At 73.6% G+C, this 22746-nt stretch carries 22 protein-coding genes; 13 read left to right on the top strand and 9 right to left on the bottom strand.

Going from position 1 to position 22746, the window contains the following annotated elements:
• The first annotated feature begins 224 nt into the window (after nucleotides 1-224).
• Entirely contained in the window at nucleotides 225-1151 is a 927-nt protein-coding gene (locus tag PSU4_RS20930; RefSeq protein ID WP_147111158.1) for a heme o synthase, read from the top strand.
• Nucleotides 1152-1242: 91 nt separating this feature from the next.
• A complete protein-coding gene (locus PSU4_RS20935) occupies nucleotides 1243-1698 on the top strand; it encodes a VOC family protein (protein WP_147111090.1) in 456 nt (151 codons plus the stop codon).
• A 25-nt stretch (nucleotides 1699-1723) separates the two neighbouring features.
• On the opposite strand, the gene PSU4_RS20940 is transcribed toward PSU4_RS20935, so the two are convergent.
• From PSU4_RS20940 to mptB, 5 genes are all read right to left on the bottom strand, one after another.
• A complete protein-coding gene (locus tag PSU4_RS20940; RefSeq protein ID WP_147111092.1) occupies nucleotides 1724-2695 on the bottom strand; it encodes a quinone oxidoreductase family protein in 972 nt (323 codons plus the stop codon).
• A gap of 46 nt (nucleotides 2696-2741) precedes the next feature.
• Entirely contained in the window at nucleotides 2742-3788 is a 1047-nt protein-coding gene (locus tag PSU4_RS20945; protein ID WP_147111095.1) for a COX15/CtaA family protein, read from the bottom strand.
• Between the two features lie 422 nt (nucleotides 3789-4210).
• The gene (locus PSU4_RS20950) at nucleotides 4211-4993 is read right to left on the bottom strand and encodes an ABC transporter permease (RefSeq protein ID WP_373866084.1); all 783 of its coding nucleotides are present in this window, start codon (nucleotides 4991-4993) and stop codon (nucleotides 4211-4213) included.
• Nucleotides 4990-5949 carry an ABC transporter ATP-binding protein gene (locus tag PSU4_RS20955; protein ID WP_147111098.1) on the bottom strand — a complete coding sequence of 320 codons (960 nt, stop codon included), beginning with the start codon at nucleotides 5947-5949 and terminating at the stop codon, nucleotides 4990-4992. The genes PSU4_RS20950 and PSU4_RS20955 overlap by 4 nt, the downstream gene beginning before the upstream one ends.
• The gene (mptB, locus tag PSU4_RS20960) at nucleotides 5946-7544 is read right to left on the bottom strand and encodes a polyprenol phosphomannose-dependent alpha 1,6 mannosyltransferase MptB (RefSeq protein ID WP_147111101.1); all 1599 of its coding nucleotides are present in this window, start codon (nucleotides 7542-7544) and stop codon (nucleotides 5946-5948) included. Before mptB ends, PSU4_RS20955 begins: the two co-directional genes overlap by 4 nt.
• Before the next feature lie 96 nt (nucleotides 7545-7640).
• Between mptB and PSU4_RS20965 the strand changes: the two genes are divergently transcribed.
• The 7 genes from PSU4_RS20965 to PSU4_RS20995 are packed head-to-tail and all read left to right on the top strand — an operon-like array spanning nucleotide 7641 to nucleotide 14114.
• A complete protein-coding gene (locus PSU4_RS20965) occupies nucleotides 7641-8495 on the top strand; it encodes a helix-turn-helix transcriptional regulator (protein WP_147111104.1) in 855 nt (284 codons plus the stop codon).
• On the top strand, nucleotides 8492-9928 hold the full coding sequence (sufB, locus tag PSU4_RS20970; RefSeq protein ID WP_147111107.1) for a Fe-S cluster assembly protein SufB: 1437 nt from the start codon (nucleotides 8492-8494) through the stop codon (nucleotides 9926-9928). The genes PSU4_RS20965 and sufB overlap by 4 nt, the downstream gene beginning before the upstream one ends.
• Nucleotides 9925-11118 carry a SufB/SufD family protein gene (locus PSU4_RS20975; RefSeq protein ID WP_147111110.1) on the top strand — a complete coding sequence of 398 codons (1194 nt, stop codon included), beginning with the start codon at nucleotides 9925-9927 and terminating at the stop codon, nucleotides 11116-11118. The genes sufB and PSU4_RS20975 overlap by 4 nt, the downstream gene beginning before the upstream one ends.
• A gap of 58 nt (nucleotides 11119-11176) precedes the next feature.
• Complete coding sequence (gene sufC, locus PSU4_RS20980; RefSeq protein ID WP_147111113.1) at nucleotides 11177-11944, top strand: Fe-S cluster assembly ATPase SufC; 768 nt, start codon at nucleotides 11177-11179, stop codon at nucleotides 11942-11944.
• Entirely contained in the window at nucleotides 11941-13245 is a 1305-nt protein-coding gene (locus tag PSU4_RS20985) for a cysteine desulfurase (RefSeq protein ID WP_147111115.1), read from the top strand. The genes sufC and PSU4_RS20985 overlap by 4 nt, the downstream gene beginning before the upstream one ends.
• Nucleotides 13246-13701, top strand: coding sequence for a Fe-S cluster assembly sulfur transfer protein SufU (gene sufU / locus PSU4_RS20990; RefSeq protein ID WP_147111118.1), 456 nt, complete (start codon nucleotides 13246-13248; stop codon nucleotides 13699-13701).
• Nucleotides 13698-14114, top strand: a complete 417-nt coding sequence (locus PSU4_RS20995; RefSeq protein ID WP_147111121.1) for a metal-sulfur cluster assembly factor — start codon at nucleotides 13698-13700, stop codon at nucleotides 14112-14114. Before sufU ends, PSU4_RS20995 begins: the two co-directional genes overlap by 4 nt.
• Before the next feature lie 65 nt (nucleotides 14115-14179).
• On the opposite strand, the gene PSU4_RS21000 is transcribed toward PSU4_RS20995, so the two are convergent.
• The 3 genes from PSU4_RS21000 to PSU4_RS21010 form a co-directional block, all read right to left on the bottom strand.
• Nucleotides 14180-14629, bottom strand: a complete 450-nt coding sequence (locus tag PSU4_RS21000; RefSeq protein WP_147111124.1) for a universal stress protein — start codon at nucleotides 14627-14629, stop codon at nucleotides 14180-14182.
• A 68-nt stretch (nucleotides 14630-14697) separates the two neighbouring features.
• Entirely contained in the window at nucleotides 14698-15969 is a 1272-nt protein-coding gene (locus PSU4_RS21005; protein ID WP_147111127.1) for a lycopene cyclase family protein, read from the bottom strand.
• A 2-nt stretch (nucleotides 15970-15971) separates the two neighbouring features.
• Entirely contained in the window at nucleotides 15972-16736 is a 765-nt protein-coding gene (locus PSU4_RS21010) for an SDR family oxidoreductase (RefSeq protein ID WP_147111164.1), read from the bottom strand.
• Between the two features lie 250 nt (nucleotides 16737-16986).
• On the opposite strand from PSU4_RS21010, the gene PSU4_RS21015 reads away from it, so the two are divergent.
• The 4 genes from PSU4_RS21015 to PSU4_RS21030 all read left to right on the top strand — a co-directional run bounded on the left by PSU4_RS21015 (nucleotide 16987) and on the right by PSU4_RS21030 (nucleotide 22100).
• On the top strand, nucleotides 16987-18606 hold the full coding sequence (locus tag PSU4_RS21015; protein ID WP_147111130.1) for an ABC-F family ATP-binding cassette domain-containing protein: 1620 nt from the start codon (nucleotides 16987-16989) through the stop codon (nucleotides 18604-18606).
• A 249-nt stretch (nucleotides 18607-18855) separates the two neighbouring features.
• On the top strand, nucleotides 18856-19065 hold the full coding sequence (locus tag PSU4_RS21020) for a helix-turn-helix domain-containing protein (protein WP_013675497.1): 210 nt from the start codon (nucleotides 18856-18858) through the stop codon (nucleotides 19063-19065).
• Between the two features lie 155 nt (nucleotides 19066-19220).
• Complete coding sequence (locus PSU4_RS21025) at nucleotides 19221-20054, top strand: enoyl-CoA hydratase/isomerase family protein (protein ID WP_147111133.1); 834 nt, start codon at nucleotides 19221-19223, stop codon at nucleotides 20052-20054.
• 69 nt (nucleotides 20055-20123) lie between these two features.
• Complete coding sequence (locus tag PSU4_RS21030; RefSeq protein ID WP_147111167.1) at nucleotides 20124-22100, top strand: ABC transporter ATP-binding protein; 1977 nt, start codon at nucleotides 20124-20126, stop codon at nucleotides 22098-22100.
• An 18-nt stretch (nucleotides 22101-22118) separates the two neighbouring features.
• On the opposite strand, the gene PSU4_RS21035 is transcribed toward PSU4_RS21030, so the two are convergent.
• Nucleotides 22119-22709 carry a TetR/AcrR family transcriptional regulator gene (locus PSU4_RS21035; RefSeq protein WP_147111136.1) on the bottom strand — a complete coding sequence of 197 codons (591 nt, stop codon included), beginning with the start codon at nucleotides 22707-22709 and terminating at the stop codon, nucleotides 22119-22121.
• Nucleotides 22710-22746: the final 37 nt, after the last annotated feature.

Genomic DNA, 22746 nt, shown 5'->3' on the forward strand with positions numbered 1-22746 from the left:
TCCGGGGCCGCGGCCGGGGCCACGATGCGGTCTACCCCACGGTCCCGCCCGTCATGCGCCCGGTTACCATCGACGCGCTGTAGAAGTGCGGCACGGAACTGCCACGGAACCACGACGGCCCGCCCAGCCGGGCCGCGCGGTCCGCCCCACCACATCGAGCGAGGTACCAACTGGTGAGCGCCCCGGCGACACCCGCGGAGCCGGTCCCGACACCGGATGCCGGCGTGCGGCGCGACCCCGGCACGACCCGGTTGCAGCGGGCGCGCGGGGTCGTCGACTCCTACCTCGCGCTCACCAAGACGCGGATCATCGAGCAGCTGCTCGTCGTCACCGTCCCGGCGATGTTCCTCGCCCAGCGCGGTGTCCCGTCGGTCTGGCTCATCCTCGCGACGCTGGTCGGCGGCGCGATGGCGGCCGCGAGCGCGCACGCCCTGAACTGTGTCGTCGACGCCGACATCGACGCGAAGATGAAGCGCACGGCACGACGCCCGCTCGCGAAGGGCGTGGTGCCGCCGCGCAACGCGCTGATCTTCGGTCTCGTGCTGGGCGCCATCAGCTCGGCGTGGCTCGCGCTCACCACGAACCTGCTGGCCGCCGCGCTGTCGGCCGCCGCGATCGCGTTCTACGTGCTCGTCTACACACTGCTGCTCAAGCGGCGGACGTCACAGAACATCGTGTGGGGCGGCGCCGCGGGCTGCATGCCCGTCGTCATCGGCTGGGCCGCGGTCACCGGCGACGTCGGCTGGCCCGCCCTGGTCATGTTCGGTGTGATCTTCTTCTGGACGCCGCCGCACTTCTGGGCCCTGGCCATGCGCTACCGCGACGACTACGCCGCGGCCGGCGTGCCGATGCTGCCGGTCGTCGCCACACCGACGCAGGTGTCGGTGCGGATCGTGGTCTACAGCTGGGTGATGGCGCTGTGGACGCTGCTGCTCCTGCCGGTGACGTCGTGGATCTACGCCGGTGTCGCCGTGCTGGGCGGGGCCTACTTCGTCTACCGCAGCCACCGGATGCACTCCGCGGTCAAGGCGGGCCGCGACGTGACTCCGATGAAGCTGTTCCACCTGTCGAACATCTACCTGTGCGTGCTGTTCGCCGCGATCGCCGTCGACGCGGCCGTCGGCCTGCCGGTGTTCGGCCTGCCCTTCTGACGGGCCGCTGTCCGACGGGCGTTGTCGAGAATCCGTCCGCGGCTGCGTCCCCTGGTCGAACCAGCAGGCAGACCAGCGAAGGACGGACCCCGTGACACACGTACGACGTTTCGACCACATCGGCATCACCGTCGCCGACCTCGACGCGGTGACGGCGTTCTTCGTCGGGCTGGGGCTCGAGGTCGAGGGCAGCGGCACCGTGCAGGGCGAGTTCGTCGAGACCGTCTGCGCCATCCCCGGCGCGCACTGCGAGATCGTGATGCTCCGCCCGCCCGACGGGGGGACGCGGCTCGAGCTGTCCCGATTCGTGACGCCCGACCACGTGCCCGGCTCGCCCACGGCGATGGCCAACGAGCTCGGCCTGCGCAACGTGTGCTTCGAGGTCGAGGACCTCGACGCCGCCGTCGCCGCGGTGGCCGCCGACGGCTACGGGCTCGTCGGTGGCATCGGCGAGTACGAGGGCAGCGAGTTCGACGGCAGCGTGCGGATGGCCTACGTGCGCGGCCCCGAGGGGATCGTCGTGTCGCTGTCCGACCGGGTCGGCTGACCCGGGGCCAGGGCGGCCGGCGGAGTCAGGGCAGCAGGAGCAGCTTCCCGGTGGTGCGGCGGCCTTCCAGGTCCTCGTGCGCGGTGCGGGCCTCCGCGAGGGCGTAGCGGCCGCCGATGCGCACGTCGAGCGTCCCGGCGGCGACCTCGCCGTACACCGCGGCGGCCCGGGCCAGCAGCGCGTCGCGGTCGGCGATGTGGTCGAACAGCTTGGGGCGGGTCAGGAACACCGAGCCCTGCGCGTTGAGCCGCTGCGGGTCGACCGGCGGGACCGGCCCGCTCGCCCCGCCGAACAGCACCAGCATGCCGCGCCGGCGCAGGCTCGCGAGGCTGGCGTCGAACGTCGTGGCGCCGACACTGTCGTAGGCCACCGCCACACCCTCCCCGCCCGCCGCCTCGCGGATCGCGCCGGCCAGGTCGTCGACCTCGGTGTAGCGCACCACCTCCGCCGCGCCCGCGGCGCGCGCCAGCTCCTCCTTCTCGGGCGTCGACACCGTGGCGACGACCCGCCCGCCCCGCGCCGTGACCATCTGGGTCAGCAGCAGCCCGACCCCGCCCGCGGCGGCCGTGACCAGCACGGTGTCGCCGGGGGAGACGGGAAACGTGTCGGTGACGAGGAAGTGCGCGGTCATGCCCTGCAGCAGCGCGCCGACGGCGTGGTCGTCGGACACCCCGTCGGGGACGGGCACGGCCTTGTCGGCCGTCACGACGAGCGCGTCGGCGTAGCTGCCCAGCTGCTCGCTCCACGCGACCCGGTCGCCCACCGCGACGTTCGAGACGCCGTCGCCCACCGCCCGGACCCGGCCCGCGCCCTCCAGACCCGCGACGTAGGGCGTGTCCATCGGGTAGAGGCCGCTGCGTTGGTAGGTGTCGATGAAGTTCACACCCGCGGCGGCGACGTCGACGAGCAGCTCCCCGGGCCCGGGCTCGGGTTCGGGGAGGTCGACGAGGGTGAGGACCTCGGGCCCGCCGGGCTCGGTCACCTGGACTGCGCGCATTCACGGCCTCCTTGCCGATGTGCGGGGAAGATCAGAAGCGTCCGGCTCAGGACTGAGCGTGGACCGCCGAGCCGTCGGCCGGCGCGTCGGCGGTGGTCGGCTCGGCGTCGGCGGGGGCGTGGCCGGGGCCGGGAGCAGGTGTGGCGGGTGCGGGGGCGGTGGCGGGGTGGATCGGCGCGGTGCCGCGGATCGGCGAGCGCGTCGACGTCCAGACCGCCGCGGCGGCCGCGGTGACCAGCGCCGCGCCGAGGACGTGGAACGAGACGAGCACCTCGGGGACGCCCAGGCCGTACTGGATGCCACCCAGCGCGCCCTGTGCCAGCACGACGCCGACGAGCCACCAGTAGCGGCGCCGGACCCGTGCGGGCGCGTCCGTCGCCCACAGGGCGAACCCGAGGCCGACGACGAGACCGAGGTAGCCGAAGAGCAGGTCGGCGTGCAGCTGCGCCAGCGCCGGCACCGGGATGTCGAGGCGCGGGGTCGCGGAGTCGCCCGCGTGCGGGCCGGCGGCGGTGACGAGCGTCCCGGCCGCGAGCAGGGCGACGAGCACGACCGTCGACACGACGACGAGCGCGCGGACGGCCCGGGGGACGACCGGCGTGGTCGGGCCGCCGTTGCGCGCCTCGGCCACGAGCTCGACGGCGAGCCACACCAGCACGATCGAGGCCAGGAAGTGGGGCATCACGCTCCACCACGCGAGCCCGGCCAGCACGGTGATGCCGCCGATGACGGCCTGCGCGACGACACCCAGCGGCATCGCGGCGGCCAGCCAGATCAGCCGCTTGCGGCGGGGCCGGGCCGCGATCGCGGCGAGCAGGCACGCACCGGAGACGAGTACGACGACGACGGCCAGCAGCCGGTTGCCGAACTCCACCCACTGGTGCAGCGGCAGCAGTTCCGGGTGCGCGACGGGGATCAGGCTGCCGGGGTTGCACTGCGGCCACGTCGGGCAGCCCAGTCCGGACCCGGTGACCCGCACGACCGACCCGGTGACCGCGATGCCGATCTGCGCGACCACGGCCGCGATGGCGAGCCGCACCATCAGCACCGGGGGCGTCACGGGCAGGCGGTCGAGCAGCGAGGATCGGGCCACGACCCGATGGTAGAAGGCGCCGCCTGCGGCCGCCGCACCGCGGTCGGGTTGGCGCTACAACCTGTAGAAGCGGACGAAACGGACGCGGTCCCGCACTCCACGCCCGACGTCGAACGTGTGATCAGCGCCGCCCGACCGCGCTGATCACACGCTCGGCGGTGCTTCTCGCACCGAACGTGTCGTGAGGGTCCGAGATCCGCGCTGGTGACCCGCTCGACGGGCAGGTGCTGCGCACCGGCCCGCCACGCGCACCGGAGACAGGCCGGGCACCCGCGAACGTGTCACGAGCGCTCCCGGGTCGCGCTGATCACACGTTCGACGCGGGTCGTCAACGCGGGCGTGTCACCAGCGCGGCGAACCTGCGCTCACGACACGCTCGGTGAGGTGAGGTGCGGCGGACGAGGTGAGGTGAGGTGGGCCGGTCAGGTCAGGCGGACGAGCCGTGACGCGGCGACCCCGCCCACGACGGCCCAGACGGCCAGCACCAGGACCGGCTGCACGAGCGAACCGTCGGCACCCGACAGCGCGATGCGCAGCCCCTCCGCGAGCGCCCCGGACGGCAGCAGTGCCGCGACGGCCGCGAGGCCGGAGGGCAGCGTGGCCAGCGGCACGACGATCCCGCCGCCGAGCAGCAGCACGAACCACACGACGTTGGCCAGCGCGAGGACGATCTCGGCGCGCAGCGTGCCGCCCAGCAGCAGCCCGAGCGCGCCGAACGCGGCGCACCCCAGCAGGACGAGCAGGAGCGCGGTCGCGACGCCGCCGCCGGGACGCCAGCCCAGGGCGAGCGCGATCAGCCCCAGCACCACGACCTGCACGACGACGGTGCCCAGGACGGCGACGAGCCGGCCGGCGACGAGCAGCCAGCGCGGCAGCGCGGTGGCCGCGAGCCGGCGCACCACGCCGTAGCGGCGGTCGAAGCCGAACGCGATGGCCTGCCCGGTGAACGCCGTCGACATCACGGCCAGGGCGAGCACGCTCGCGAAGACGGAGTCGACGCGCGGCTCGGGCAGGTCGATGACGTCGACCAGGCTGAGCCCGACGAGCAGCACGATCGGGATGAGCAGGGTGAGCAGCACCTGCTCGCCGTTGCGCAGCGCGAGCTTGAGCTCGAGCGCCGACTGCGCGGCGAGCATCCGGCCCAGCGCACCGCGGCCGGGCCGGGGGGTGAAGGTGCCCGGGGCGAAATGTCCTGGGGCGGTCACGAGCGCAGCTCCCGTCCGGTGAGGTCGAGGAAGACGTCCTCGAGGCTGCGGCGGGTGATCCGCACGTCGTCGGCCAGTGCGCCCTGCGCGGCGCACCAGCTCGTCACGGCCGACAGCACGGGCGGGTCGATCCGGCCCTGCACGACGTAGCGCCCGGCCGCGGGTTCGGCGGCCTGGTAGCCGGTGGGCAGTGCGGCGGCGAGCTCGGCGACGTCCATGCCGGCGCGGGCGCGGAAACGCAGTTCCTGCCCGTCGCCGGTGGTGGTGAGCTCGGCCGGGCTGCCGTGGGCGACGACACGTCCGTGGTCGACGATGACGACGTCGTCGGCGAGCGCCTCGGCCTCCTCCATGAGGTGCGTGGTGAGCAGCACGGCGACGCCGTCGCGGCGCAGGCTCTCGACGAGCTCCCACACGAGCCGGCGGGCCTGCGGGTCCATGCCCGCGGTCGGCTCGTCGAGGAACACCAGCTCGGGGCGGCCGACGACGGCGCAGGCCAGCGCGAGGCGCTGCTGCTGGCCGCCGGAGAGGCGCTTGTAGGGGGTGCGGGCGCAGGAGCCGAGGCCGAGGACCTCGATCAGGTCGTCGACGTCGAGGGGGTGCGCGGAGCAGGTGGCGACCAGGCGCAGCATCTCGGCGGCGCGCACTCCGGGGTAGGCGCCGCCGCCCTGGGGCATGACGCCGATGCGGGCGCGCAGCGCGTCGGGCGCGCCGGCGGGGTCGATCCCGAGGACGCGGACCTCGCCGGCGTCGGCGCGGCGGAACCCGGTGCAGATCTCGACGGTCGTCGTCTTCCCGGCGCCGTTGGGACCGAGGAGGGCGAGGACACTCGCGGCGGGCACGTCGAGATCGACACCGTCGACCGCGGCGGTCGTCCCGTACCGCTTGACGAGGCCCCGCACGGTGACGGCCGATCCGGGCGACGTCGATCCGGGCGGCCCGTCGGCAGGCAGACTCACGTCGCGGAGTCTACGGAGCGTGTCGGGGAGCCCGGCCGGTCAGGGCCGCCCGGCACCCGGTGGCGGCGCCGGACGACGAGGGCGGCGGCCACGACCAGCACCAACCCGGCGACGATCGCCATGGGCAGCTGGTAGGCGCGGAAGTCGAAGTCGGCGCCGGTGGGCGGCACCATCACGGCGAGCACGGCCGACGCGGCGAGCGCGGCCCGGCGGTAGCGGGGCAGCCCGCGGGTCGCGGCGAGCGGGATGGCCGCCCACAGCAGGTACCAGGGGTGTACGACGGGCCCGAGGAGCACGACCGCGCCGAGCCCGGCACCGAGCCCGGTGACGGGGTCGACCCGGCCGCGCAGCGTCGCGAACAGCAGCATGGCGCAGAGTGCGGCGGCGGCGAGGCCGCCGATGCCGCGGGTGAGCATGAGCGTGCTGTCGGTGTGGTCGCCGAGCCCGACGAGGATGCCCAGCTGGCCGGACAGCTGCCCGAGGTCGGTGGCGAGCGACATCCAGCTGCGGATGCTGTTCGCGGTGCCGAGGGTGTGGACCCAGCCGAACCCGAGACCGGTGGCCCAGCCCAGGGCGACGAGTACCGCGGCGGCCACCGCGGCGAGGACGGCGGCGACGAACGCGACGTCGCGGACCCGGCCACCTCGCCTGCGGGCCAGGTACATCCCGAGGAACCCGAGCGCGAGCAGCGCGGGGACCTTGACGGCGGCCGCGGCCGTGATCAGCGCCGCGCCCGGGACCCAGCCGAGCGGCCCGGTGGCCCGCAGACCGAGTTCGAGCCCGGCGAGCATGAGCCCGATCATCAGTGCCTCGTTGTGGATGCCGCTGACGAGGTGGAACAGCACGAGCGGGTTGACCGCGCCGAGCCACAGGGCGAGGCCGGGTTCGACGCCGCAGCGGCGGGCGAGCTTGGGCAGCGCCCACAGCACGAGTCCCACGCCGACGAGGGCGAGGATGCGGTGCAGGAACAGCCCGAGGACGACGTCGTCGCCCGACAGGGCGGTGATGCCGCGGCCGAGCCCGAGGAACAGCGGCCCGTAGGGGGCGGGGGTGTCGCGCCAGATCGTCGGGATGGCGCGGGTGAGCGGGTCGTCGACGCCGAGGGCCTGCGCGGGTCCGAGCACGTAGGGGTCGATGCCGCGGGCGGTGATCGCCGACTGCGCGAGGTAGCTGTAGACGTCCTTGGAGAACAGTGGTGGCGCCGCGCACAGGGGCAGCGCCCAGAGGATCCCGGTGCGGGCGAGCTGCATCCGGTCGGGCGCCGGGGCGACCGCCCCCTTGTCGTTGAGCATCCGGCCGATCCACAGCCACGCGAGGACGAGCATGCCCATGCCCGCGTAGGTGATGGCGATCGCGACGGTCACGTTGCGCCCGGGCAGCCCGAGGATGCGCAGGCCGTTGAGCGGGTTGGGGACGGGCAGCGCGCCCGCGCCCAGTGCCCCGAAGGCCATGAGCAGCGCGCCGGTGAGCCCGAAGCGGCGGGCGGTGCGGGACGGATCCCGGCGGTCGCGGGCGCGTGGGTCCGCCGGGGCGGGCGGCGGACCGGGGGACCCGGCGGCGCCGGGCCCGGACGTGTCGAGCCCCGGTGCGGCCATGTCGGCGAGGGTAGCGAGCGGGGGGTCCGGTGACGGCGCTCACCCGACGGGCGGGGTCCCTTTGCCCCTCGGCCCTAAATAAGCAACACTGGTGTTGTGAAAACAGCCGGGCGCCCCGACGAGGGAGGCAGCGCCGTCGTGGAAGCCGTCGCGGAACAGGGGCCCGACCAGGGCACCGCCGCCGACGGTGGCACCCGCCTGGCCGTCGCACGCCTGCTGCTGGAGCAGGGTCCGGTCACCGCGGCCGCCGTCGCCGGGGAGCTGGAGCTCTCGGGTGCCGCGGTCCGTCGCCATCTCGACGCACTGATCGCCGACGGCGAGGCCGAGGCCCGCCAGGCCTCGCGTCGCGCCAACCGCGGCCGTGGCCGTCCCGCCCGCGAGTACCTGCTCACCGACGCGGGCCGGGTCCGCTTCGGTCACGGCTACGACGACCTCGCCGCGAGCGCGCTGCGGTTCCTCGCCGAGACGGCGGGCGGCACCGCGGTCAGCGCGTTCGCCGAGAACCGGGTGCTGGAGCTGCTCGGTCCGCAGGCCGCGGAGGAGATCCGCGAGGCCGACTCGCCGGACGCGCGGGCCGACGCGCTGGCCAAGGTCCTCACGGCCCGTGGCTACGCTGCGCAGGCCCGCTCGGCGGTCCACGGCGTGCAGCTGTGCCAGCACCACTGCCCGGTGGCCCATGTCGCCGCCGAGTTCCCCGAGCTGTGCGAGGCCGAGACCAAGGCGTTCGCGCAGCTGCTGGGTACGCACGTGCAACGCCTGGCCACGATCGCGCGTGGCGACGCCACGTGCACCACACACGTTCCGCTGGAGGACACCTCGGATGTCCTGCGGCGGCTCGGAACCGATCACTCCGGGCCCCGGGCAACGGTGCCCGTGCCGCCGGAGGATCACGCCCTCACGACCACCACAGGGACGACCACCACGGTCCCGACAGGGAGGCAGCCCGAATGACGACCGCTCCTGAGGTGCAGCCTCAGCTGACGCAGGAGGAGACGCTCGCGACGCTCGGCCGGTACGACTTCGGCTGGAGCGACCCGGACGTCGCCGGCGCGTCCGCACGGCGTGGCCTGTCGGCCGACGTCGTCGCCGACATCTCCCGCCTGAAGAACGAGCCCGAGTGGATGCTCGAGTTCCGCCTCAAGGCGCTCAACCTCTTCGAGCGCAAGCCGATGCCGCGCTGGGGTTCCGACCTGTCGGGGATCGACTTCGACAACATCAAGTACTTCGTCCGCTCGACGGAGAAGCAGGCCGCCTCCTGGGAGGACCTGCCCGAGGACATCAAGAACACCTACGACAAGCTGGGCATCCCGGAGGCCGAGAAGGCCCGCCTCGTCGCCGGTGTCGCCGCGCAGTACGAGTCCGAGGTCGTCTACCACCAGATCCGTGAGGACCTGGAGGAGCAGGGCGTCATCTTCCTGGACACCGACACCGGCCTGCGTGAGCACCCGGAGCTGTTCAAGGAGTACTTCGGCTCCGTGATCCCGTCGGGGGACAACAAGTTCTCCGCGCTGAACTCGGCCGTGTGGTCGGGCGGGTCGTTCATCTACGTGCCGCCGGGCGTGCACGTCGACATCCCGCTGCAGGCCTACTTCCGGATCAACACCGAGAACATGGGCCAGTTCGAGCGGACGCTGATCATCGTCGACGAGGGTGCCTACGTGCACTACGTCGAGGGCTGCACGGCGCCGATCTACAAGTCGGACTCGCTGCACTCGGCCGTCGTCGAGATCGTCGTGAAGAAGGGCGGCCGCTGCCGCTACACGACCATCCAGAACTGGTCGAACAACGTCTACAACCTGGTCACCAAGCGCGCCAAGGCCGAGGAGGGCGCGACCATGGAGTGGGTCGACGGCAACCTCGGCTCCAAGGTGACCATGAAGTACCCGGCCGTGTTCCTCATGGGCGAGCACGCCAAGGGCGAGGTCCTCTCGATCGCGTTCGCGGGCGAGGGCCAGCACCAGGACGCCGGCGCGAAGATGGTCCACCTGGCGCCCAACACCTCGTCGACGATCATCTCGAAGTCGGTGGCGCGCGGCGGTGGCCGCACCTCCTACCGTGGGCTGGTCCAGGTCAACGCGCGGGCGAAGAACTCCCGCTCGACGGTGAAGTGCGACGCGCTGCTCGTCGACACGATCAGCCGGTCCGACACCTACCCCTACGTCGACGTCCGCACCGACGACGTCTCGATGGGGCACGAGGCCACGGTCTCCAAGGTGAGCGACGACCAGCTGTTCTACCTGATGAGCCGCGGCCTGACCGAGGACGAGGCCATGGCGATGGTCGTGCGCGGGTTCGTCGAGCCCATTGCGCGCGAGCTGCCCATGGAGTACGCGCTGGAGCTCAACCGGCTCATCGAGCTGCAGATGGAGGGTTCGGTCGGATGAGCTCGTCCGAGACTGTCGCCACCGCGGCCGAGGGGAAGTACGGGCAGGGCGGTGTCCCGCCGTCGGGTGCCATGGAGCGCTTCCTGTCCTACGACGTCGAGGCCTTCGAGGTCCCCGGCGGCCGTGAGGAGAACTGGCGCTTCACCCCCATGAAGCGCCTGCGCGGGCTCCACGACGGCACGGCGACGTTCGACGGCACCGCCGCGATCGAGGTCGCGGCCGGTGACGGCTCTGCCGACGGGGTCACCGTCGAGACCGTCGGCCGCGACGACGCGCGCATCGGCAAGGGCGGCGTCCCGGCCGACCGCGTCGCCGCGCAGGCGTGGTCGGCGTTCCGCGAGGCCACCGTCGTCACCCTCGACGGCACCCCGGAGCCGGTCACGATCACGCTGAACGGCCCGGGCACCGGCGCCACCGCGGTCGCGCACCTGCAGATCCGCACCACCCCGCACGCCCAGGCCACCGTCGTGGTCGAGGGCCGGGGGTCGGGCGCGCTGGCCGACAACATCGAGTTCGTCGTCGCCGACGGGTCGAAGCTGGTCGTCGTCGTCACCGAGGAGTGGGCCGACGACGCCGTGCACGTCAGCGGCCAGCACATCGCGCTGGGCCGCGACGCGACGATCGTCGCGACGTCCATCGCGTTCGGCGGCGACCTGGTCCGGGTCAGCCCGACCGTCAACTACACCGCCCCCGGTGGCTCGGCGGAGCTGTTCGGCCTCGGGTTCGCCGACGCCGGCCAGCACCTCGAGCAGCGGCTGCTGGTCGACCACTCGACGCCGAACTGCTCGTCGAACGTCCTCTACAAGAACGCCCTGCAGGGCGAGGAGGGCGTCACCGACGCGCACACCGTCTGGATCGGCGACGTGCTGATCCGCGCGGCCGCCGAGCAGACCGAGACCTTCGAGTTCAACCGCAACCTGGTCCTGACCGCGCACGCGCGGGCCGACTCGGTGCCGAACCTGGAGATCGAGACCGGCGAGATCGCCGGCGCCGGCCACGCCAGCGCCACCGGCCGTTTCGACGACGAGCAGCTGTTCTACCTGCAGAGCCGCGGCATCCCCGAGGACGTCGCGCGCCGCCTGGTCGTCCGCGGCTTCTTCGGCGAGATCCTCAACCGGATCCCGATCGTCGAGCTGCGCGAGCGTCTCGAGGCCGCCGTCGAGGCCGAACTGGCCGTCACCGGCGTCTGAGCCCGGCACCCGAGCCCTGCACCCCACCCGCCACGAGCACGGAGTCACCGAGAACACCATGTCCACTCTGGAGATCAAGGACCTGCACGCGTCGGTCACCACCGACGCCGGTGCCAAGGAGATCCTGCGCGGCGTCGACCTCACGGTCCGCGCCGGCGAGACCCACGCGATCATGGGCCCCAACGGGTCCGGCAAGTCGACGCTGGCCTACGCCATCGCCGGCCACCCCAAGTACGAGATCACCGGCGGCGAGGTCCTCCTCGACGGCGAGAACGTGCTCGAGATGACCGTCGACGAGCGGGCCCGCGCCGGGCTGTTCCTCGCGATGCAGTACCCCGTCGAGGTCCCGGGCGTGTCGATGGCGAACTTCCTGCGCAGCGCGGCCACCGCGGTGCGCGGCGAGGCGCCGAAGCTGCGCACCTGGGTCAAGGAGGTCAAGGGCGCGATGGACGACCTGGAGATCGACCAGGCGTTCGCCGAGCGCAGCGTCAACGAGGGCTTCTCCGGTGGTGAGAAGAAGCGCCACGAGGTGCTGCAGCTGTCGCTGCTCAAGCCGAAGGTCGCGATCCTCGACGAGACCGACTCCGGCCTCGACGTCGACGCCCTGCGCGTCGTGTCCGAGGGTGTCAACCGCTACAAGGCGGCCGGCGACGTGGGTGTCCTGCTGATCACGCACTACACCCGCATCCTCAAGCACATCACCCCCGACTACGTGCACGTCTTCGCGGGCGGTCGCGTCGTCGAGTCCGGTGGCGCCGAGCTGGCCGACGAGCTGGAGACCAACGGGTACGTCAAGTTCACCGGTGCCGCGGCGGCTGCGTCGTGACCACGGCGCAGGCCCCCGCCGGCGCGGGCCTGGCCGGGCTCGACCCGGCGGTCCTGCGCCCCGATTTCGCGATCCTGTCGCGCACCGTCCGCGACGGCCGCCCGCTGGTCTACCTCGACTCGGGGGCGACCTCGCAGCGCCCGCGCCAGGTGCTCGACGCCGAGCGTGAGTTCCTGGAGCAGCACAACTCGGCGGTCCACCGCGGCGCGCACCAGCTGGCCGAGGAGGCCACCGACGCCTACGAGTCGGCGCGTGCCCGCATCGCGGCGTTCGTCGGGGCCGACCCGGACGAGCTGGTCTTCGTCAAGAACGCGACCGAGGGCATCAACCTCGTCGCGTACGCGATGAGCAACTCCTCGATCCGCACCGGCCTCGGCCCCGAGTCCGAGCGGTTCGCGCTCGGCCCGGGCGACGAGATCGTCGTGACGGAGCTGGAGCACCACGCGAACCTGGTGCCGTGGCAGGAGCTGTGCCGGCGCACCGGCGCCACCCTGCGCTGGTACCCGGTCACCGACGAGGGCCGCATCGACGTCGACGCGCTGGAGCTGTCCGAGCGCACCAAGGTCGTGGCGTTCGCCCACCAGTCCAACGTGCTGGGGTCGGTCGCCCCGGTGCAGGAGCTGGTGCGCCGTGCCCGCGCCGTCGGTGCGCTGGTGCTGCTCGACGCGTGCCAGTCGGTGCCGCACCTGCCGGTCGACCTGCGGGCGCTCGACGTCGACTTCGCGGTGTTCTCCGGGCACAAGATGCTCGGCCCGTCCGGCGTCGGCGTGCTCTACGGGCGCACCGAGCTGCTGGAGGCCATGCCGCCGTTCCTCACGGGTGGCTCGATGATCGAGCTGGTCCGCATGGAGGGCTCCACCTACGCGCCCCCGCCGCAGCGGTTCGAGGCGGGCGTCCCGATGACGTCGCAGGCCGTCGGCCTGGGCGCGGCCGTCGACTACCTGACGGCGCTGGGCATGGAGAACGTGCACGCCCACGAGATGGCGCTCACCCAGGTCGCGCTCGACACGCTGCGCGAGGTACCGGGGGTGCGGATCGTCGGCCCGGACTCGCTGGAGGCCCGGGGCGGGACGGTGGCGTTCGTCGTCGACGGGGTGCACGCTCACGACGTCGGCCAGGTGCTCGACGACCGCGGCATCGCCGTGCGCGTCGGTCACCACTGCGCGTGGCCGCTGCACCGCCGGTTCGGCGTCGCGGCGACCGTGCGGGCGTCGTTCCACGTCTACACGACGGTCGACGAGGTCGCCCAGCTCGCCGACGGCGTGCGCGCGGCCCAGGAGTTCTTCGGGACGGGCCGGTAGATGCAGCTCGAGCAGATGTACCAGGAGATCATCCTGGACCACTACCGGTCGCCGCACGGGTCGGGTCTGAAGGACCCGTTCGACGCCGAGTCGCAGCAGATCAACCCGACGTGCGGCGACGAGATCACGTTGCGCGTCAAGCTCGACGACGCCGGTGAGAAGGTCCTCGACGTCTCCCACGAGACGCTGGGCTGCTCGATCAGCCAGGCGTCGGCCTCGGTGCTCACCGACCTGGTGATCGGGCAGACCGTCGAGGAGTCGATGAAGGTCCTGGCCGCCTTCCAGGAGATGGCGCAGGGCCGTGGCAAGGTCGAGCCCGACGAGGAGGTCCTCGGCGACGCCGTGGCCTTCGCGGGAGTGGCCAAGTACCCGGCGCGCGTCAAGTGCGCGCTGCTCGGGTGGATGGCGTTCAAGGACGCTGTCGTCCGGGTCCAGGACGGGAAGGTGGAGGCATGAGCGACACCGTTGACGAGACCGTGACCGACACGGACGAGGTCGTCCGCGGCGCGGCAGGAATGCCGGAACCACCCGCGGCTCCGGCTGCGGGTGACACCTCGCTGGACGACATCGAGGAGGCCATGCGCGACGTCGTCGACCCCGAGCTGGGGATCAACGTCGTCGACCTGGGTCTGGTGTACGGGCTGGCGGTCGAGGAGAAGACCGCGGTCATCGACATGACGCTGACGTCGGCGGCCTGCCCGCTGACCGACGTGATCGAGGAGCAGACCCGCGCGGCGCTGACCAGCGGCCCGACGGGCGGCCTCGTCGACGACATCCGGATCAACTGGGTCTGGATGCCGCCGTGGGGCCCGGAGAAGATCACCGAGGACGGGCGCGAGCAGCTGCGCGCCCTGGGCTTCCGCGTCTGACACCCCTGTGAGTGGCGATGGTCGCCATGGCGACCATCGCCACTCACGACCCGTCCGGGCCGTGGTCAGGTGGTGTGGACGATGAGCACGTCGACACCGGCACGGCGGGCCGCGTCGGACGGGACCGAGCCCAACAGCCTGCCCGACAACGTGTTCAGTCCGCGGTTGCCGACGACGAGCAGGTCGGCGTCGTGGTCGCGGACCGCGGCGCGCAGGACGTCGACGGGGGATCCGTCGACGGCGTGGGTCGCGACGTCGGTGGCGCCGGCGGCCCTGGCCCGGTCCGCGGCCTCGCGCAGTGCCTCCTCGGCCGGGGTCCACCCGCGCACGAGGTGGGCCTCGCCCTTGAGGGCGTCCTCGGCGGCGGCGGTGTCGCCGGGATCGGCCGGGGTGTAGGCGGACACGATGAGCAGCCGGGCCCCGGTGTCCGCGGCGACCCCACCGGCCCGGTCGACGGCGGCGAACGACGTCGCCGAGCCGTCGGTGCCGACGACGATGGTCTTGTAGGCGGGCATGGGTCCTCCGGCTCCGCAGGCGCGCGGGGTGTGGGTCGGGCCGGACCGCCACGGTCCGTGCGCGGAGGCTACCGCCGGTAACGGCGTTGTGCGGCGCCCGGCGCGCGACGGTCACCCGGATCGGGTCCCAGCGCCGGCGCGGCCGGGAGCATCGCGGGCCCGACGAGCCGCCCGCGCAGCCCCCAGCGGGACCGGCCGAACAGTGCGGTCATCGCGGCCGTGGTGGCGCCCAGGTCGTCGCGGGCGGTCAGGTAGGCCCAGCGGTGCCGGGCGGGCAGCGCGAGGAACGTGTCGAAGAACGCCGGCACAGCCTGCGACGGCATGCGCAGCAACGCCTCCAGCCCGCGGCGACGCAGCGCGTGCACCGCGCGGGCGCCGGGCGTCCACAGCACGTCGCGGTCGGCGCGTGCGACCGCGGCGGCACCGGTGTCGCCGTCGCCGAGCGCCCCGGCGAGGGCGGCGGCGACCCGTGGGGCGAGTGTCAGCGCGGTGGCGACGCTGAACCCGGTGGCGGGATGGATCAGCGGTGCGGCGGCCCCGAACCCGAGGACGCCCGGGCGGCTGTCGCGGGGCGTGTCGACGGGGAACCGGACCCGTTCGACGCGGGCGTCGGTGGGCACCGGGATGCCGTGGTGGGCCAGCCGGGCGTGCAGCCGGTCGCGCAGCACGTCCAGCGGCAGCCCGGGACGCCGGGCGAGCGAGGTCTCCTCCAGCAGCACCGTGCCGTCACCGAGGGGGACGCCGTAGAGGAACGTCGGCCAGCCGCCGGCGCCGTGGTCCGGGCGCCAGTCCATGAACAGCGCCTCGCCCGCTGCCACGACCGGTGCGGCCGCGGCGGCCGGGACCACGACGCCGTGCGCGGTCTGCTCGGCGTGGACCCGGTCCCGCCACGGGCCGGCACCCAACGGCCTGCGGTGGCCACCGGCGTCGACGACGATCCGCGCGGTGACGGAGTCCTCCTCGCCGCCGGTCACGGCGACGCGGTGCGGCGACAGCAGCGCCGCGGCCCGGCCCGTGACGACGCGGACGCCCCCGCGGTCCATGGCGTCGTCGAGGTGGGCGCGCAGCGCCGGGGTGTCGAGCACCGCGTAGTCCCAGCCGAGCAAGTGCTCGCCGACGGCGACCGCCCGGCCCGTCGCGCGGGAGGCCACGACGTCGGCCGGGAGGTCGGGGGGCAGCTCGTCGGCCCACGCGGCGAAGGTGGAACGCCACGGCCGTTGCGGCGCCGGGTCGAGCAGCGTCGTCGGGAGTCCGCGGGCCGCGCACGCCGCGGCCAGCGCGCGGCCCGCCGGCCCGCCCCCGACGATGAGGACGTCCGCGGTTGCAGGCGCGCCGGCCACGCTCAGCCCGCGCCGCCGGTCGCGAGCAGCCCGCCGTCGACCAGGACGGTCTCGCCGCTGATCCAGGAGGCCGCGTCGGAGGCGAGGAAGCCGACCAGCGACGCCACGTCGGCCGGGGTGCCGAGCCGCTGCATGGGGTAGCGCGCCGCGACGCCCTCCTCGTCGTGGGCGTAGAGCGCCGTCGCGAACCGGGTCTTCACGACGGCCGGCGCGACGGCGTTGACCCGGATCCGCGGGCCCAGCTCGGCGGCGAGCTCGGAGGTCAGCCGGATCAGCGCCGCCTTGGACGCGCCGTAGGCGGCGATGGCGCGCGTGGAGCGGATGCCCGCGATCGACGCGATGTTGACGACGGCTCCGCCGTGCCCGGCCATCCACGCCCTGTGCGCGAGCTGGACGAACCCGAGCGCGGCGACGACGTTGACGTCGAAGATCTTGCGGACCGCGTCGAGGTCGGCGTCCATGAGCGGGCCGTGGACCGGGTTGATGCCCGCGTTGTTGACCAGCACGTCGAGGTGGCCGAACGCGGCGACGGTGCGGGTGACGGCCTCGGCGCGGGCGTCGGCGTCGCCCGCGTTGCCGGCGATCCCGGCGACGCGCGACGCGTCCCCGGCGGCGGGCCCCGCGACCAGCGCCGCGACGGCGTCCTCGAGCTCCGGGGGTTTGCGTGCGGTGATCGTGACGGCGGCGCCTCGACGCAGCAGCTCCGCGGCGACGGCCAGCCCGATACCGCGGCTCGCACCGGTCACCAGGGCGGCGCGGCCGGTCATGTCGACCGGTGTCGCCGGGCCGGGTCCGCTGATGTCCTCCACACCCCGGAGCCTATTGGCCGGGGACCGCGCGGGCGGGCCGGGACGTGACCCGGGACGTGACGTCGACGACGTCGCCCCCTATATGCCGCGAGGTTCGCGGGACCGGGCCGGTACCCTGGGCAGGTGATCCGGATCGGGTAGCGCCCTCGCGCGATGTGCGAGCCGTCCCGCCTGCCTGTGACCGTCCCCGGATTCTGGAGCTCTTCTCGTGATCACCGCCACCGACCTGGAACTGCGTGCCGGGTCCCGGATCCTGCTGTCCGGGGCCGACCTGCGCGTGCAGCCGGGCGACCGGATCGGTCTCGTCGGCCGCAACGGCGCGGGCAAGACCACGTCGATGCGCGTGCTGGCGGGGGAGTCCGAGCCCTACGGCGGCAAGGTCGGCGCCAACAGCCCCGTCGGCTACCTGCCGCAGGACCCCCGCGAGGGCGACCTGCGGGTCACCGCGAAGGACCGCGTCCTGTCGGCCAAGGGGCTCGACGACCTGCTGCGCCGCATGGAGAAGGCGCAGACGGCCATGGCCGAGCTGGTCGACGCCGACAACGACAAGGCGGTCCGCGAGTACGGGCGCATCGAGGAGCGGTTCGCCGCCCTCGGCGGGTACGCCGCCGAGTCCGAGGCCGCCCGCATCTGCAACCATCTCGGGCTGCCCGACCGCGTCCTCACCCAGCAGATCGCGACGCTGTCGGGTGGTCAGCGCCGTCGCGTCGAGCTGGCCCGCATCCTGTTCGCGGCCAGCGACGGCGGCGCCCAGAGCAACACCACGCTGCTGCTCGACGAGCCGACCAACCACCTCGACGCCGACTCGATCACCTGGCTGCGCTCGTTCCTGTCCTCGCACGAGGGCGGGCTCGTCGTGATCAGCCACGACACCGAGCTGCTCGCCGCCGTCGTCAACAAGGTGTGGTTCCTCGACGCCACCCGCGGCGAGGTCGACGTCTACAACATGGACTGGAAGCGCTACCTCGACGCGCGGGCGACCGACGAGAAGCGCCGCCGCCGCGAGCGCGCCAACGCCGAGAAGAAGGCCTCGGCGCTGCACACGCAGGCGTTGAAGATGGGCGCGAAGGCCACGAAGGCGGTGGCGGCCAAGAACATGGCCCGCCGCGCCGACGAGCTGCTGGCCGGTCTGGAGCCCGAGCAGAAGCACGACCGCGTCGCCAAGATCCGCTTCCCCGACCCCGCGCCGTGCGGGCGCACCCCGATCACGGCGGAAGGGCTGTCGAAGGCGTTCGGCTCGCTCGAGGTGTTCACCGGGGTCGACCTCGCGGTCGACCGCGGCGCCAAGGTCGTCGTGCTGGGCCTCAACGGCGCCGGCAAGACGACGCTGCTGCGGCTGCTCGCCGGCACCGAGGAGCCCGACGCGGGCAAGGTCCTGCCCGGTCACGGGCTGCGCACCGGCTACTTCGCCCAGGAGCACGACACGCTCGACATGTCGGCGAGCGTGTGGGAGAACATCCGCCACGCCTCGCCCGACACCCCCGAACAGCAGCTGCGCACCGTGCTGGGCACGTTCATGTTCTCCGGCGAGCAGCTCCAGCAGCCCGCGGGGACGCTGTCCGGTGGTGAGCGGACCCGGCTCGCGCTCGCGGGCCTGGTGTCGAGCTCGGCGAACGTCCTGCTGCTCGACGAACCCACCAACAACCTCGACCCGGCCAGCCGCGAACAGGTGCTCGACGCGCTGCGCCGCTTCACCGGCGCTGTGATCCTCGTGACACACGACCCCGGCGCGGTCGAGGCGCTCGACCCGGACAAGGTGATCGTGCTGCCCGACGGCACCGAGGACCTGTGGTCGGCGGACTACCTGGAACTGGTGCAGCTCGCCTGAGCGCGTCGTGGCGCCGTCCGGCGATCACGCCACACGGTCGTCGCGGGGCCGAAATACCCGGATGACCTCGTCGAACTGCCACTGAGCGCGATGATCACCCGTCCGCGTGATCCGTTCGGGGGAACCGTTCACCGATCATCGAGTCGATCACCTGGCACGTTCCTGGCCGGTGGCCGATCATTGCCGCACCGCGAGCCGAGCGGGGCTCGGGGGCCGCGGACGGCCCGCGGCGCGGCGGAGGAGGTCAGTGTGGCCGACCTGAAGAAGGGCGCCCGCATCACCGGGGCGCAACGCGACAAGCTCGCGACGGACCTGAAGAAGAAGTACGAGAAGGGCGCGAGCATCCGCGCGCTCGCCGAGCAGACGGGACGGTCCTACGGGTTCGTGCACCGGGTGCTCAGCGAGACCGGGGTGACGCTGCGCGGACGGGGCGGCGCGACCCGCACCAAGAAGAAGTAGTCCGGCGGGCCCGTCTCCGCGGGTCCGGCGAGGTACGCCCGGCGTGCACGCCCTGGTCCGACGTGCACGGTGGGCGCCCCGGTGGCGACGGGTAGCGTCGCCGTCCGGGGGTGGGCGTCCGGTCCGCCCCGTCCGAGACCGAAGGCGGGAACGACGTGAGCGCTGCGCACCCGGTGGACGCTGCGACAGGGGACAGCCCGGTCGACACCGAGCTCCTCGACCGTGGCGGGGTGGCCCTGGCGATCGACGGCGCCAGGGCGACGGTCACCCTCGACCGGCCCGACCGCCTCAACGCGCAGACCCCGGACACGTGGGCGGCCCTCGCCGCGATCGGTGCCGGGCTGCCCGCCGCCGTCCGGGCCGTCGTGGTGCGGGGCGCGGGCCGTTCCTTCTCCGCGGGGCTCGACAAGCGGCTCTTCACCCCCGAAGGCATCGACGGCACGCCCGGCATCGGCCACATCGCCGGGCTCTCCGACGCCGAGGGCGACGCCACGATCGCGCGCTACCAGGAGGGCTTCGTCTGGCTGCGCCACCCGCAGCGGCTCACCGTCGCCGGCGTCCAGGGCCACGCCATCGGCGGCGGGTTCCAGCTCGCGCTGGCCTGCGACCTGCGGATCGCCGCCGACGACGCGCAGTTCAGCATGGCCGAGACGATGCTCGGCATCGTCCCCGACCTCGGCGGCACCGTCCCGCTCGTGCGCGCCGTCGGCTACGCCCGCGCCGTCGAGATCTGCCTGTCGGGCCGCCGGGTCGGCGCCGAGGAGGCGCTGGCGATCGGGCTGGTCCAGCAGGTCGTGCCCGCCGCCGAGCTCGACACGGCCGTCGACACGCTCGTCACCGCGCTGACCGCCGCGCCCGCCGGGGCCGCCCGGGAGACACTGACCCTGCTCGCCGGCGTCGCCGACGGGATCGACCCCGCGGCGGCGCTCGCCGCCGAACGCGCCGCGCAGCTGCGCCGGCTGCGCTCGCTGGCAGCGGGCGAGGGCTGACCGGCTCCCGGCCGGGCTCCCGCAGGTGCGCAGCCGGGAGGTGACGGGGTGGACAACAGGTTCAGGGTGATGAGCGGCGTCGTGCGCGCCGCCGACGCGCCACGGAAGATCACCCCGGGCACGGCCCGGCGGATCTGGGAGTTCGCGCGCCCGCACCGCGGCGGCATCACCGCGTTCCTCGTCCTCACCGTCGCCTCCGCCGTGATCGGGGTGGTGACGCCGCTGCTGGCCGGCAAGGTCGTCGACGCCATCGTCCACAGCGGTGGCGGGCAGCCGGGCGCGGCGCAGGTCGCGGCGGGCGTCGTCCTCGGCCTCGCCGGCGGGATCGCCGCCCTCGCCGTCAGCGACGCCGCACTCGGGCTGGTGTCACGCTGGTTCTCCGCGCGGGTGGGGGAGCAGCTGATCGTCGACCTGCGGTCCGCGGTGTACGAGCACGTGCAGCGCATGCCGATCGCGTTCTTCACCCGCACCCGCACCGGTGCGCTGGTGAGCCGGCTCAACAACGACGTGATCGGCGCCCAGTCGGCCATCACCTCGACGCTCGCGAACCTCGTCAGCAACGCGATCGCGCTCGTCCTCGCGCTCGTCGTCATGCTCGGCCTCGCGTGGCAGGTCACGCTGTGCGCGCTGGTCCTGCTGCCCGTCTTCATCGTCCCGGCGCGACGGATGGGGCACCGGATCGCCGACCTGCGCCGCGAGTCGGCCAACCTCAACGCGTCGATGAGCGCGCAGATGACCGAGCGGTTCTCCGCGCCCGGCGCGACGCTCGTGACCCTGTTCGGCCGGCCCGCGGAGGAAGCCGCCGAGTTCCGCGTCCGCGCCGTGCGGGTCCGCGACATCGGGGTGCGGACGGCGATGGTGTCGCGCGTGTTCGTCACCGCGCTGTCGCTGGTGTCGGCGCTGGCCCAGGCCCTCGTCTACGGCCTCGGCGGGTGGCTCGCCGTCACCGGGCGGATCGAGGCGGGCACCGTCGTCTCGCTCGCCCTGCTGCTCACCCGCCTCTACAGCCCGATGACCGCGCTGGCCAACGCCCGTGTCGACGTCATGACCGCGCTGGTGTCGTTCGAGCGGGTCTTCGAGGTGCTCGACCTCGAACCGATGATCACCGAACGGCCCGGCGCCGTGGCGGTGCCCGACGGGCCGCTCGGCGTCGTGTTCCGCGACGTCCGGTTCGGCTACCCGGGCGCGCAGCAGGTGTCGCTGGCCTCCCTGGAGGAGGTCGCGGTGCTCGACGACCGCGCCGGCCGCGAGGTGCTGCACGGCGTCGATCTCGAGGTCGCGCCCGCCACGATGCTCGCGCTGGTCGGGTCGTCGGGTGCGGGGAAGTCGACGATCGCCTCCCTCGTCCCGCGGCTCTACGACGTCGACAGCGGATCGGTCGAGGTCGGCGGCGTCGACGTGCGGGACCTGACGTTCGCGTCGCTGCGCGGGGCGGTCGGCGTCGTCACCCAGGACGGGCACCTGTTCCACGACACGGTCGCCGCGAACCTGCGCTACGCGGGCCCCGACGCCTCCGACGACGAGCTGTGGTCGGCGCTGCGCCGCGCCCGCCTCGACGACATGGTCGCGGCGCTGCCCGACGGGCTCGACACCGTCGTGGGGGAGCGCGGCTACCGCCTCTCCGGCGGTGAACGTCAGCGGCTGACGATCGCGCGGCTGCTGCTGGCCCGGCCGCGGGTCGTGATCCTCGACGAGGCGACCGCGCACCTCGACTCGGAGTCCGAGGCGGCCGTGCAGGAGGCGCTGGCCGAGGCGCTCGTCGGGCGGACCGCCGTCGTCATCGCGCACCGGCTCTCGACGGTCCGCGCCGCGGACACGATCGCCGTCGTCGAGGCCGGGCGGGTGGTGGAGCGCGGCACCCACGACGCGTTGCTCGCCGCCGACGGCCGGTACGCGGTGCTGTACCGCACGCAGTTCGCCGGCCGGCAGGCCTCCTCCGACGTGGACGTGGATGTGGACGTGGACGTGGACGACGGGGTGTGCGGGATCGACGGCTGCACGGTGCCCCACGGTGGGCCGCACCGTGTCGACGGTCTCGTCGACTGAGCGTCGACAGGTGCCGGCTCAGACGTCGGCCGGCGAGCCACCCGCCCGGCGCACCGACTGCTCCACGACGTCGAGCACGTTCCCCAGCTCGCCCGCCGGCAGCCCCATCGCCAGGTGTGACACCAGCCCCTCGAGGACGAGCTCCAGGTACTGCGTCAGCACCGTGAGGTCGACGTCGGCGCGCAGCGCGCCCGAGGCCGCCTGCCGTTCCAGACGCGCCCGGGTCGCGCCCGTCAGCTCCGCCGAGTACGCCTGCCACGACTCGCGGAACGTCGGGTCCGTGCGGGCCTTGCGCGCCATCTCCAGGTACGTCCCGGTCCAGCCCGCCGGGCGGCTGTCGGGGGAGGAGAGCAGCTCGCGCATGACCTGGACCAGGCCCTGCTCGGCGACGACCTCGGCCATCATCCGCGCATCCTGCTCGGCGATCGCGAGGAACAGTGCCTGCTTGTCGCGGAAGTAGTGGAAGATCGCGCCGCGCGACATCCCCGTGGTCTGTTCGAGCCTGCGCACCGTCGCGCCCTCGTACCCGTGACGGGCGAAGCAGGCGCGCGCACCGTCGAGGATCTGACGGCGGCGCGCCTCGAGCTGGTCGGAGCTGACGCGGGGCACGAAGCCAGTATTCCGTACGTACGGATTGCGGCCGAGT

This window comes from Pseudonocardia sulfidoxydans NBRC 16205 (assembly GCF_007989085.1).
Classification (GTDB): Bacteria; Actinomycetota; Actinomycetes; order Mycobacteriales; family Pseudonocardiaceae; genus Pseudonocardia; species Pseudonocardia sulfidoxydans.